This window comes from Diaphorobacter sp. JS3050, from assembly GCF_013154915.1.
In the GTDB taxonomy this organism is placed as follows: Bacteria; Pseudomonadota; Gammaproteobacteria; order Burkholderiales; family Burkholderiaceae_C; genus Diaphorobacter; species Diaphorobacter nitroreducens.
The window spans coordinates 3,224,568-3,237,464 of the sequence record NZ_CP053553.1; the positions used below are offsets into that span (position 1 = coordinate 3,224,568).

At 69.9% G+C, this 12,897-nt stretch carries 8 protein-coding genes and 1 pseudogene; 4 read left to right on the plus strand and 5 right to left on the minus strand.

Annotated elements, in window-relative coordinates; genetic code table 11:
* Positions 1 to 7 precede the first annotated feature (7 nt).
* The gene (fdhF, locus tag HND92_RS15475) at positions 8 to 2,899 is read right to left on the minus strand and encodes a formate dehydrogenase subunit alpha (RefSeq protein ID WP_172208238.1); all 2,892 of its coding nucleotides are present in this window, start codon (positions 2,897 to 2,899) and stop codon (positions 8 to 10) included.
* The gene (locus HND92_RS15480; protein ID WP_172208240.1) at positions 2,896 to 4,881 is read right to left on the minus strand and encodes an NADH-ubiquinone oxidoreductase-F iron-sulfur binding region domain-containing protein; all 1,986 of its coding nucleotides are present in this window, start codon (positions 4,879 to 4,881) and stop codon (positions 2,896 to 2,898) included. Before HND92_RS15480 ends, fdhF begins: the two co-directional genes overlap by 4 nt.
* A gap of 339 nt (positions 4,882 to 5,220) precedes the next feature.
* Here HND92_RS15480 and pstS point away from each other — a divergent pair, with 339 nt between their 5' ends.
* A complete protein-coding gene (gene pstS, locus HND92_RS15485; RefSeq protein WP_172208242.1) occupies positions 5,221 to 6,336 on the plus strand; it encodes a phosphate ABC transporter substrate-binding protein PstS in 1,116 nt (371 codons plus the stop codon).
* Positions 6,337 to 6,357: 21 nt separating this feature from the next.
* Here pstS and apbC read toward each other — a convergent pair whose 3' ends face one another.
* From apbC to selD, 3 genes and pseudogenes are all read right to left on the minus strand, one after another.
* Entirely contained in the window at positions 6,358 to 7,449 is a 1,092-nt protein-coding gene (gene apbC, locus HND92_RS15490; RefSeq protein WP_172208244.1) for an iron-sulfur cluster carrier protein ApbC, read from the minus strand.
* A 100-nt stretch (positions 7,450 to 7,549) separates the two neighbouring features.
* Positions 7,550 to 8,599, minus strand: a pseudogene (locus tag HND92_RS15495) (tellurite resistance/C4-dicarboxylate transporter family protein); the annotation flags it as partial.
* Positions 8,596 to 9,666: a selenide, water dikinase SelD gene (gene selD / locus HND92_RS15500; protein ID WP_172208246.1), complete on the minus strand. Its 1,071-nt coding sequence runs from the start codon at positions 9,664 to 9,666 to the stop codon at positions 8,596 to 8,598. The gene selD and the pseudogene HND92_RS15495, both read right to left, overlap by 4 nt.
* A gap of 128 nt (positions 9,667 to 9,794) precedes the next feature.
* Between selD and mnmH the strand changes: the two genes are divergently transcribed.
* The 3 genes from mnmH to HND92_RS15515 all read left to right on the plus strand — a co-directional run bounded on the left by mnmH (position 9,795) and on the right by HND92_RS15515 (position 12,846).
* Positions 9,795 to 10,844: a tRNA 2-selenouridine(34) synthase MnmH gene (gene mnmH / locus HND92_RS15505; RefSeq protein WP_172208256.1), complete on the plus strand. Its 1,050-nt coding sequence runs from the start codon at positions 9,795 to 9,797 to the stop codon at positions 10,842 to 10,844.
* Between the two features lie 166 nt (positions 10,845 to 11,010).
* On the plus strand, positions 11,011 to 11,580 hold the full coding sequence (locus tag HND92_RS15510) for a restriction endonuclease (protein ID WP_011806580.1): 570 nt from the start codon (positions 11,011 to 11,013) through the stop codon (positions 11,578 to 11,580).
* 33 nt (positions 11,581 to 11,613) lie between these two features.
* Entirely contained in the window at positions 11,614 to 12,846 is a 1,233-nt protein-coding gene (locus HND92_RS15515; RefSeq protein WP_172208266.1) for a patatin-like phospholipase family protein, read from the plus strand.
* Positions 12,847 to 12,897 lie beyond the last annotated feature (51 nt).

Consider the following 12,897-nt stretch of genomic DNA (forward strand, 5'->3'; position numbering starts at 1 on the left):
GCCGGAGTCAGCCGCCCTGCCCCTGCGGCGGCGCAATGCCCCGCACGGCCACGGCGCAATACTTGAACTCGGGAATCTTCCCGAACGGGTCCAGCGCCGCATTGGTGAGCAGGTTGGCCGCCGCTTCCACATAGGCAAACGGCATGAACACCGCGCCGCGCGGCGTGCCGTCGTCGCGGCGCACACGCACCTGCACGGCACCGCGGCGCGAGCGGATCGCCGCCCAGTCGCCCGGCGCCAGCCCTAGGCGCGCCAGTTCGTCGCCGTGCAGCGAGGCCGTGGCGTGCGGCTCGATGGCGTCCAGCACGGCCGATCGCCGCGTCATGCTGCCCGTGTGCCAGTGCTCCAGCTGGCGGCCCGTGATGAGCACCAGCGGGTAGTCGGCATCAGGCCGCTCGTCGGCCGGGATGATGTCGGCCGGCACCAGCGTGACGCGGCCCGTGGGCGTGGGAAAGCGCTCGGTGAATACGATGGGCTGGCCCGGGTCCTCGGCCGAGAGGCAGGGGTAGGTCACGCTGGACTCGCGCTCCAGCCGGTTCCAACTGATACCCGCGATGGCGCCGGCCATGGCCTGACGCATTTCCTCGTAGACGGCAGCCACGCCAGCTTCTGCGCCCTCGTAGTCCCAGGCCAGGCCCATGCCCTTCGCCATCTGTTGCACGATCCACAGGTCGGGCCGCGCGTCACCCGGTGGCGTGAGAGCGCGCCGGCCCAGCTGCACCATGCGGTCGGTGTTGCTCACGCTGCCGGTCTTCTCGGGCCAGGCGCTGGCGGGCAGCACCACGTCGGCCAGCCAGGCGGTTTCGGTCAGGAAGATGTCCTGCACCACGAGGTGCGACAGGCTCGCGAGCGCCTGGCGCGCATGGTTCAGGTCAGGGTCGCTCATGGCCGGGTTCTCGCCCATGATGTACATGCCGCGCACCTTGTGCGGGTCGGCCTCATCGGCCAGGGCCTTGTGCATGATCTCGACCACGGTGTAACCCGGCGCGTCGTCCAGCGGCAAGCCCCAGAACTGCTCGAACCACGCGCGCGCCTCGGCGTTGTCCACGCGCTGGTAGTTGGGGAACATCATCGGGATCAGGCCCGCGTCGCTTGCGCCCTGCACGTTGTTCTGGCCGCGCAGCGGATGCAAGCCCGTGCCGGGCCGGCCGATTTGCCCGGTGACGGTGGCGAGGGCAATCAGGCAGCGCACGTTGTCGGTGCCATGCACATGCTGGCTCACGCCCATGCCCCAGAGGACCATCGACGCCTTGGCCGTGGCGAACGCGCGTGCCACCTCGCGCAGCGTGTCCGCGGGAATGCCGCAGAGCGGCGCCATGGCCTCAGGGCTGTAGGCGCGCACGTTCTCTCGCAGGGCCTCGTAGTTGAGCGCACGGTCACGGATGAAGGCCTCGTCGGCCAGGCCCTCCTCGATCACCGTGTGGATCAGCGCGTTGAGCACGGCCACATCGGTGTCGGGCCGGAACTGCAGCACGCGCCAGGCGTGGCGCCCGATGTCGGTCACGCGCGGGTCGGCCAGCACGATCTTTGCACCCCGCCGGGCGGCATTCTTCATCCATGTGGCGGCCACGGGGTGGTTGGATGTGGGGTTGGAGCCGATCACCAGAATGACTTCGGCATGCGCCACGTCGCTCACCGGGTTGCTCACCGCGCCCGAGCCCACGCCCTCCAGCAGCGCCGCCACGCTGGAGGCGTGGCACAGGCGCGTGCAATGGTCCACGTTGTTGCTGCCAAAGCCGGCGCGCACCAGCTTCTGAAACAGGTAGGCCTCTTCGTTGCTGCCCTTGGCCGAGCCAAACCCCGCAAGCGCCTTGGGGCCGTGCGCATCGCGCAGCGCACGCAGTCCGCCTGCGGCGCGCTGCAGCGCCTCGTCCCAGGACGCCTCGCGGAAGACCTCGCGCCAGTCCTCGGGCCTCACAGCGCCCTGCCAGTCCTTGGGAACGCCAGGTTTGCGCACCAGCGGCACCGTGAGGCGCTGCGGGTGGTGCGCGTAGTCAAAGCCAAAGCGCCCCTTCACGCACAGGCGCCCCCGGTTGGCCGGGCCGTCACGGCCGTCCACGCGCACGATTTTTTCGTCCTTCACGTGGTAGGTGACGAGGCAGCCCACGCCGCAGAACGGGCAGACCGAGTCCACCGTGCGGTCCACCTTCTGCGGGCCGATGTGGGTCTTGGGACTCAGCGCGCCCGTGGGGCAGGCCTGCACGCATTCGCCGCAGGCCACACAGGTGCTGGCGCCCATGGAGTCGTCCAGGTCGAAGACGATCTTGCTGTCGGCTCCGCGCAGCGCATAGCCGATCACGTCGTTGACCTGTTCCTCGCGGCAGGCGCGCACGCAGCGGTTGCACTGGATGCACGCGTCCAGGTGCACGGCCATGGCCGGGTGGCTCAGGTCGGGCGCGGGCTGCGCGCGGCGCAGCGCGGCCAGCGCGGGACGCACGGCCACGCCCAGCGCATCGGCCCAGGCGCTCAACTCGCCATGCTGCCCCGGGGGCGTTGGTACTTGGTCAAATTGTGCTCCAGCGCTCTCCTGGCAAGCGTTATCAGCTATTGTTTTTGAAGCGTCGTTCCACTTGTAGCCGGTCTCTGGCATGTCGGACAGCAGCAGTTCCAGCACCATTTGCTGGCTCTTGAGCGCGCGGGGGCTCTGGGCGTGCACGCGCATGCCGGGCGTGGGCGCGCGGCAGCAGCTGGGCGCCAGCGTGCGCTCGCCTTCGATCTCCACCACGCAGGCGCGGCAGTTACCGTCGGGCCGCAGGCCATCGGTGTGGCACAGGTGGGGGATCTGCACGCCGTAGCGGCGCGCGGCCTGCCACAGGGTTTCGCCCGGAAGGGCCTGCAAGAGTTCGCCGTCGAGCTCGAACGGCACGGCGCCTGCGCCGGTGTGCGGTGCGGCGCTCATGGGCGATCCTCCGGCACTGCGGCGGGCGGGATGCGCTCGGTGCGCACGCCGCCGCGCGGCAGCGGCAGGTCGCCGGGCCAGGGGCCCTCGCCCACCTCATGCGCAAAGTACTTGTGGATGCAGCGGATCGGGTTGGGTGCCGCCTGCCCCAGCCCGCAGATGGAAGCGTCGGCCATCACCTGCGCCAGGTCGTCCAGCGTGTCCTCGTCCCACAGCGGCGCCTGCATGAGCTGCGCCGCCTTGGCCGTGCCCACGCGGCACGGCGTGCACTGGCCGCAGCTCTCGTGCGCAAAAAAACGCATCATGTTCAGCGCCGCATCGCGCGCGCGGTCGTGCTGGCTGAGCACGATCACGGCCGCCGATCCGATGAAGCAGCCGTGCGGCTGCAGCGTGTCGAAGTCCAGCGGCACATCGGCCAGCCGCGCCGGCAGGATGCCGCCCGACGCGCCACCGGGCAGGTAGGCATACAGCACGTGCCCGTCGGCCATGCCGCCGCAGTATTCATCCACCAGTTCACGCAGCGTGATGCCCGCGGGCGCCAGCTTCACGCCGGGTTCCTTCACCCGCCCGCTCACGCTGAAGCTGCGCAGCCCCCTGCGCCCGTGGCGGCCGAAGCTGGCAAACCACTGGGGGCCCTTTTCCACGATGTCGCGCACCCAGTACAGCGTCTCGAAGTTGTGCTCCAGCGTGGGCCGGCCGAACAACCCCACCTGGGCGATATAGGGCGGGCGCATGCGCGGCTCGCCGCGCTTGCCTTCGATGCTCTCGATCATCGCGGACTCCTCGCCGCAGATGTAGGCGCCTGCCCCGCGGCGCAGCTTGATGCGCGGCAAGGCGCACGGCGGGTCGGCCTGCAGTTCGGCAATCGCTGCCTGCAGGAGGGCGCGGCAGCCGTGGTATTCGTCGCGCAGGTAGATGTACACCTCTGCGGTGCCCACCACCTGTGCAGCCACCAGCACACCCTCCAGGAAGCGGTGCGGGTCGCGCTCCAGGTAAGTGCGGTCCTTGAACGTGCCGGGCTCACCCTCGTCGATGTTCACCGCCATGAGGGCCACGCCCCCACGCTCCCCGGCTTCGCGTGGTCCGCTACCCGCCGAGGGGGCCGCTGCCTCGCTCGGGGCGGCCTGGCGCCCGGCAAGGGCCGCCTGCTCGCGCACGATGCGCCACTTGCGCCCCGCCGGGAAACCCGCACCGCCCAGGCCGCGCAGGCCTGAGTCCTCCATGGCCGCGAGCACGCCGTCGGCCGGCACGCGCCCCTGCGCCAGGCCGGCGACCAACGCATAGCCGCCGCGCGCCCGATAGGCGGCCAATCCCACCCACGGCGGCGCGACCACCTCCGGTCCGCGCGTGATGGCCGTTTGCGGCAGCGCTTCAAAATCAGGAGCTGTTGACGCTTGAGGGTGCTGGGCCTGAGCCCGATTCGGCATCAAATCGACCTGCTCCAGCACCGCGCCCACAGTGGCACGCGGCACCGGGCACTGGTGCACCACGGCCACGGGCGCCTGCTCACAGCGGCCCACGCACGGCGCGGCCTGCACACGCACGTCGCCATGGCCCGCGGCGCTCAGCCGCCCGGGCAGTTCGGCCAGCAACGCGTCGGCCCCCGCCATGCAGCAGGACAGCCCGTTGCACACGCGCAGCACCAGGCGTGGCGGCCCGTCGGCGTCGCGCAGCACCTCGAAGTGGTGGTAGAAGCTTGCCACCTCGTACACCTCGGCCATGGGCAGGTTCATCAGGCGCGCCAGCGCCACCAGGTGCCGCTCGTACAGCGCGCCGTGGCGATCGTTGATCAGGTGCAGGTGCTCGATAAGCCGGTCGCGCGCATAGCCCTCGGGCGGGCGCGTGCCGATCAGCGCCTGCACCTCGGCCAAGGCAGAGGCCTCGGGCTGACGACCCTTGAGGTGGGCCTTGCGGCGCAGGCGCTCGCGCAGATCGTCTGCCGTGGCCACGGGCACGGCGGTGAATTCGGGTCGGGAGATCATGGAATCGCGGGGAAAAGGAAGCGCAGGCAGTGTGCGCCGCGCCCCCCGCGGCGTCAATGCACGCCGTCCCACCTGGCAGGACTGAGGCGGGGCCCTGCTGTCCGGCACACCGCCCCGCCGCATTTCGCTTGCCCTCGGCACCTTGGCCCCATACCGCTCCCGCTGCATGGCATTTCATCCAGCCGTCCTGCCTCCTTGCAAAGGCCGGTAAGATGCGCGCCCTTCAAAGCCGCGCTCCGCTCCTGGCTCCCGCCCGGCCCTGCAGGCCCCCGCCGCCGCACCCCTGGATTGCGGCGCATGCGGGCCCTGCTCTACCACTCTTTCCGACGCTTTCTCGCTATGCAAACGACTTTCCGATCGCGTATCGCGCTGATCGCCGCCCCCGCGCTGGTCAGCCTCGGCCTGGCCGCACCCGCACTGGCCCAAGACATCACCCTGCGTGGCGCGGGCGCTTCCTTTCCTGCCAAGGTGTATGCCCAGTGGGCCAGCCACTATGCGCAGGAGCGCGGCACCAAGGTCCAGTACGCAGCCGTCGGCTCTACCCAAGGCGTGCAGCAGATCAAGGCGCAGCAGGTCGACTTCGGCGCCACCGACATTCCCCTGTCGCAGCAGGAACTGGCCCAGCATCACCTGATCCAGTTCCCCACGCTGGTGGGCGGTGTGGTGCCAGTCGTGAACCTGCCGGGCGTAGCCAGCGGGCGGCTGCGCCTGGATGCGCACGTGCTGGCCGCCATCTTCGCCGCACGCATCGACCACTGGAACGACAAGGCGATTGCCGCGCTGAACCCTGAATTGAAGCTGCCCAACCTGCCGATCACGCGCGTCGTGCGGGCCGACGGCTCGGGCACCACGCAAGTGCTGCTCGCCTACCTGCGGCTGGCCGCGGCCGCGGACGACAGCGCCATCCCCCTCAAGGACGGACGTGCGAATTGGCCCGCCGGCGGCGCGATCCAGGCCGTGGAGGGTTCCAGCAAGATGGTGGCGGCGGTGCAGGCCACCGCCGGTGCCCTGGGCTACGTGTCATCGGACTATGTGGTGGGCGACGGTCCCGCCGCCGTCGCGCTGCGCAACCGGCGCGGCGAATGGGTGACCCCTTCGCTGGCGAGTTACCGCGCCGCCGTGCGCGGCGCCAACCTGTTTCGTGACGGCCTGAACGCGCCGCCGCTGGTGGACGTGGACAGCCCCATGGCCTGGCCCATCGTGTCGGCCACCTACATCGTGATCAACAGCAAGCCCGCCGCGCCCGAGCGCACGGCACGCGCGCTCAACTTCTTCTATCGCTCGTTCCTGATGGGCGACCGCGCGGTGGCCGGCACCGGCTTTGCGCCACTACCTGCCGAGACGCAGGCCCGCGTGGTGGCGCTGCTGAGCACGGTGCGCGCACCGGACGGCAAGCCGCTGCCCGTGATGGGCGAAGCAGAGGAAGGCGCGGGCGCGCGGCTCGCGCTGCGCTGAGCCGCACCGCGCCCTGACAGATCAGGTGTTCTTGCTGATCGAGATGGTGGGGAACTTGCTGGAGAAGTCCTTGGCCCGCTGCGCAATCTTCACGGCTACATCGCGCGCCACCTTCTTGTAGATCTGCGCGACCTCGCCGTCAGGGTCGGCCACCACGGTGGGCTTGCCGCTGTCGGCCTGCAGGCGGATGTGCATGTCCAGCGGCAGCGCGCCCAGGTAGTCCATGCCATAGTCGGCGGCCATCTTCTTGCCGCCGTCGGCGCCGAAGATGTGCTCCACATGGCCGCAGTTGCTGCACACGTGCACGGCCATGTTCTCCACGATGCCCAGGATGGGCACGCCCACCTTCTCGAACATCTTGATGCCCTTCTTGGCGTCCAGCAGCGCAATGTCCTGCGGCGTGGTGACGATCACCGCGCCGGTCATGGGCACGCGCTGGGAGAGCGTGAGCTGGATGTCGCCCGTACCCGGCGGCATGTCGATGATGAGGTAATCCAGGTCTTTCCAGTTGGTCTGGCGCAGCAGCTGCTCCAGCGCCTGCGTAGCCATGGGGCCGCGCCAGATCATGGCCTCGTCCTGGTCCACCAGGAAGCCGATGGACATGACCTGCACGCCGTAGTTCTCGAGCGGCTCCATGGTCTTGCCGTCCTCGCTCTCCGGGCGGCGGCTGATGCCCAGCATCATGGGCTGGCTGGGACCGTAGATGTCGGCATCCAGCACGCCCACGCGGGCGCCTTCGGCGGCCAGCGCCAGGGCCAGGTTGGCGGCCGTGGTGCTCTTGCCCACGCCGCCCTTGCCCGAGGCCACGGCGATGATGTTCTTCACCTGCGGTAGCAGCTGTACGCCCCGCTGCACCGCGTGCGCGATCACCTTGGTGTTGATGTTGACCGACACGTTCTCCACGCCCGCCACTGCCTTGGCAGCGGCGATGAACTGGCGGCGCAACTCGGGCACCAGGCTCTTGGCGGGGTAGCCCAGCTCCACGTCGAAGGCGACATCGCCGCCGTTGATCTGCACATTGCGCACCGCGCGCGTGCTCACGAAGTCCTTGCCCGTGTGCGGATCCTGGACGCCGGCGATCGCCGCCAACAATGCCTGTTCTGTGAGTGCCATGGTTGTGTGGTTTGCTGAAGAGAAAGCCGGAGTCTAGCCAAGCGGCCTTGGCACTGGCGCGCCTGTGCCTTTGTTTGCCTACAGCCCACGCAGCTGGCGCGCCACGCATGCGCAGCATGCCGATGAACGCCAGCAGCCAGGCCAGCAGCGCCACGGCAAAGAACAGCCGGGGCAGCGCATCCAGAAAGCCAAAGGCCATGGCCTGGTCCATCTGCCAGGTGCAGGCCGCGTACATGCCCAGCGGAAACACCGCGCCCCAGTACAGCGGGTCGTAGCGCAGCGGAAAGCGGCGCACGCCGTGGCGCCAGATGCCCAGCAGCACCAGCATGGGAATCCACCAGGTGCCCGCGGCCCAGTAGAACACCGTGAAGCCCTTGAGGAACGGCAGCAGCGACACCAGGAACGGCGCCTGCGGCGCGTTCAGGATCAGCAGCGATCCGGCCAGCGTGGAAATGGCCATGGCCCCCATGTTGATCCAGTACGGCGGCGACAAGTCGCCCGGTGAGAAGGGAAAGAACAGGTAGCGGTAGAAGATCAGCGCCATCATCCAGATGTAGAGCATGCCGCCCCACAGCCACATGGACAGCGCCAGCAGGTTGAGTTCCAGCCGCAGCGGCTGGCCGATGCGCGCGGCCAGCAGGGCGCTGGACACGGCCAGCGCCTGCGTGGACACCACGGCCAGCAGCCAGGCACCGCTGATGCCCCGGTCCAGCGGGGGCTTGTCCCGGCGGATGGTGAAGGCCGTGAAGATGGTGTAGGTCAACACCAGCCACAGCAGCGCCGCCAGCGCCCATAGCGCGAAGCCCAGCGGCACATGGCCCAGCAGCACGATGCACTGGCTGGCCAGGATGCCCGTGGCAGCCACCATGGTGAAGTAGCCGGTCCCGCGCGCGTGGTCCACCATGTCGCCAAAGAAACGCCGGGGATAGCGCCAGGCCCGCAGTACATACAAGACCCACAGCACCACGTACTGCACGGCATTCAGGGCCAGCAACGCGCGCGCCAGCAGGGGATGGCCCAGCATGTCCGCAGCCAGTGAAACGATGCCTGTGGCCATGACCAGGCCGAAGTAGGCCGGCGACAGCTCGCGCAATCCCCCCTGCCCCGCCGGAGTAGCCAGCTGCGGCGGCGACCCCGGCGGCGTGTTCAACGCAGCTCCAGCCGTGCCGGCCCCGCCTGCACGCTGCCGATCACCGCCGCCTGCGCGAAGCCCTCGCGCGCGAACACCGCGAGCACGTCCTGCACGCTGTCCGGCGCGCAGGCCACCAGCAGGCCGCCCGAGGTCTGCGGGTCCGTCACCAACGCCTGTGCGGTGGCCGGCAGGCCGGCGGACAGCGCCACGCCGTCGCCATAGCCGGCCCAGTTGCGGCCGCTGGCGCCGGTCACGAAGCCCGCCGCGGCCAGGTCCGCCACGCCGGGCAGCAGCGGCACGCGCGCCCAGTCGATCTGCACCGTGACGCCCGCGCCGCGCGCCACCTCCAGCGCATGGCCGGCCAGGCCGAAGCCCGTCACGTCGGTGATGGCGTGCACGCCGGGCAGCTCGGCCAGCAGCGGGCCGGGGGTGTTCAGACGCGTGGTGGCGGCAATCATCTCGCGGTAGTGGGCGTCGGCCAGTTGCTCCTTCTTCAGCGCAGCCGAATACACGCCCACGCCCAGCGGTTTGCCCAGCACCAGCACGTCGCCCGGCTGGGCGCCGGCGTTGCGGCGCACCCGGTCCGGGTGCACCAGGCCCATGGCCACCAGGCCGTAGATGGGCTCGACCGAGTCGATGGTGTGGCCGCCCGCGATCGGGATGCCCGCCGCGCGGCACACGTCCTGCCCGCCGCGCACGATGGCGCCGATCACGTCCAGCGGCAGCGTGTTCACCGGCATGGCCACCAGCGCCAGCGCCATGATGGGCTTGCCGCCCATGGCGTACACGTCGGACAGCGCGTTGGTGGCGGCGATGCGGCCGAACTCGTACGGGTCGTCCACGATGGGCATGAAGAAGTCCGTGGTAGCCACCAGCGCCTGGCTCTCGTTCAGGCGGTACACGGCCGCGTCGTCCGAGGTCTCGATGCCCACCATCAATTCGGGCGGCATGACGGCGCCCGCGCCGCTTTGCTGCAGGATCTGCGACAGCACGCCCGGCGCGATCTTGCAGCCGCAGCCGCCGCCATGCGACAGCGAGGTCAGGCGCGGATGGGAAGGGGCGGCGGTGGGGGCGGAAGCATTCATGGCAAACAGGGAAAAAGCGCGGTGACGGACAATGGCGCCTGCCCCGACGCAAAAAAGTGTGCCGCGGGCGCGCCGCGCGCATCATCCCAGATTCGCACCTGCCCGGCTTTGTTCAGCACTGCATTCCCGTGTCCCACCACCGCCCCACCCGTCCCGAAGACCGCCATCAGTTCGACACCCTCATCGACGCGCGCTCGCCCGCCGAATACGCCGAGGACCACATCCCCGGCGCGATCAACTGTCCGGTGCTGAACGACGAGGAGCGCGCCATCGTCGGCACCATCTACGTGCAGCAAAGCGCCTTCGAGGCGCGCCGCGTGGGCGGGGCCATGGTGGCGGCCAACCTGGCGCACCACCTGCGCACGCATTTCGCCGACAAGCCCGCACACTGGCGCCCGCTGGTCTACTGCTGGCGCGGCGGCATGCGCAGCGGCTCCATGGTGCAGTGGATGCGCCTGGTGGGCTGGGACGCGCAGCAGCTCGCCGGCGGCTACAAGTCCTTTCGCCGCCATGTGATGACGCAGATCGAGACCCTGGTGCCGCAGTTGGAGCTGCGCGTGCTGGTGGGTGCCACCGGCAGCGCCAAGACGCGCGTGCTGCAGCAACTGGCCAGTATGGGCGCGCAGGTGCTGGACCTGGAGCACTGCGCCCGCCACAAGGGCTCGCTGCTCGGCGCGCTGCCGGGCGTGCCCCAGCCATCGCAGAAAAATTTCGAGACACAGATCGCCACCGCACTGGAGGCGCTGGACCTGTCCCGCCCCGTGTATGTGGAGGGTGAGAGCGCGCGCATCGGCCGCCTCACGGTACCCGTGCCGCTGGTGCAACGCCTGCGCGCCGCCGCGTGCATCGAGATCGAAGCCACGCCCGAAGAGCGCCTGGCCTACCTGCTGCGCGACTACGCTTACCTAGGCGACGACCCCGATGCACTGGCCAAGCGCCTGGGCACGCTCACCGAGCTGCAGGGCAAGGAAGTCGTGCAGCGCTGGCAGGCCTGGGCCCGGGCGGGGGAGCTGTCCGCGCTGTTCGCCGAGCTGATGCTGCTGCACTACGACCCGCACTACGGCCGCTCCCAGGCACGCAACTTTGCGCGGTGGGAGCAGCGCCAGCGCGTAGGCGCACCGGACCTGTCGCCCGAGGGCATCGCCGGCGTGGCGCAGGCCGTGCTGGCGCTGGAATAGATTAGCGTCAAATCAGGCTGCATCGCCTTATGGGCAAGCGTGAGCAGCTATCATTTTTGAACCCCTCTTGCGCACATGAAATCCCGGCGATTCGTACGGGAACACGCCGCCTTCGGCTAGGCTCAAACCCACCTCATTCCTCAAGGACTCCTTTGTGAAACTGAAGATGGCCCCGAACTCGGGCTTCGCAATCCTGCTGCGCTCGCCCTGGTGGGTGAGCTTTGCCATCGCCGCCGCCATCGTGCTCGTCTGCGGCGCACTGCTGCCGAGGGACATCGCCCCGTTCGCCGCCATGGGCGCGCTGCCGATCGCCGTGATTGGCTGCATCGCCGCGTGGCGCCAGTGGCGCGCCCCGAGCGCCGCGAGGGTGGAAGGTGTGCTGCAGGCAGCCGCCGCCATGCCGTGGAAGGATTTCGCCAACACGCTGGAGCGCGCATGGCGCACCGAGGGGCACGAGGTGCAGCGCCTGGCCGGTCTGCACGCGGACCTGCGCATCACGCAGGGCGACCGCGCGGTGCTGGTGGCCGCACGCCGCTGGAAGGCCGCCACCCATGGTGTGGAACCCCTGCGTGAACTGCACGCCCAAGCGCAGCAGCAAGGCGCGCAGGCCGTGTACGTGGCGCTGACCGGCACCGTGAGCGAGACCGCGCGCAGCTTTGCACGCGAGCATGGCGTGGTGCTGCTGGAGGGCAACGCCCTGGCCGCCCTGCTGCTCAAGGCCACGCCCGCAGGGTAAAAAAGCAAGGCGCAACCCACGCCGCGTTGTTCCATGACCCGCACCCCTGCCCATGCGCACACCGGCCTGGTGCTGATGGGCGGAGGCGCGCGCGCCGCCTACCAGGTGGGTGTGCTGCAGGCGATTGCCGACCTGCGGCTGGCCTGCGGCGAGCGGCGCGGGCCGGCGCCATTCGGCATCCTCACCGGCACCTCGGCCGGGGCCATCAATGCCGCGGCCCTGGCCTGTGGCGCGGACCAGTTCGACCGCACGGTGCGGCGCCTGGCGCGCGTGTGGACCCAGTTCCATGCCCGACAGGTGTACCGCGCCGACTCCCTGAGCGTGATGCGCAGCGGCGCGCGCTGGCTCACGCTGCTATCGCTGGGCTGGGCCCTCACCCGCTGGAGCCGCATGCGCCCGCACTCGCTGCTGGACAACGCGCCGCTCGCGCAACTGCTGGACCAGTTGGTACCGCTGGCGCGCGTGCCGCGGCTGATCCGCGCGGGCCACCTGCGCGCCCTGGCGGTGACCGCGTCCAGCTACAGCTCGGGCCAGCACGTGGCGTTCTTTGACGCCGGAGACGCCCAGGAGCCCTGGGTACGCTCATTGCGCAAATCCGCGCGCGGCCCCATCACGCGCAACCACCTGCTGGCCTCGTCGGCCATTCCGTTCATGTTCCCGGCAGCGCCACTGGCCATCGACGGACACACCGAATACTTCGGCGACGGCTCCATGCGCCAGACCGCGCCGCTGGCGCCCGCCATCCACTTGGGTGCGCGGCGCCTGCTGGTGGTGGGCACCAGCCGCACCTATGAGCCGCCGCGCCCCTGCATGGCTGGCACGCAGCAGCCCTATCCGGCGCTGGCCCAGGTGGCGGGCCACACGCTGTCCAACATCTTTCTGGATGCGCTGTCGGTGGATATCGAGCGCGCCCAGCGCATCAACCAGACGCTGGCGCTGATTCCGCCCGAGGCGCGCAGCCACAGCCCGCTGCGGCCGCTGGAGCTGCTGGTGTTCGCCCCCTCGCGCAACCTGGACGAGATGGCGGCGCGGCATGTGTGCGACCTGCCGGGGACCATCCGCACCCTGCTCAGCGCGCTGGGCGTGCGCGCCGACCGGCCTGACGCGGGCACCGGCGCGCTGGCCAGCTATTTGCTGTTCGAGCGGGGTTACACGCAAGAGCTCATGGCACTGGGCCACGGGGACGCGCTGGCGCGGCGCAGCGAGATCTGCGCCTTCTTCGGCTGGCAGGACCACGGCAATCCCGTGCGCCTTCCCAGGTACTGACACGCCCTAAAATCGAGGGTTGCGCCTCGAAACCCGAGGCGACTGGAGAGC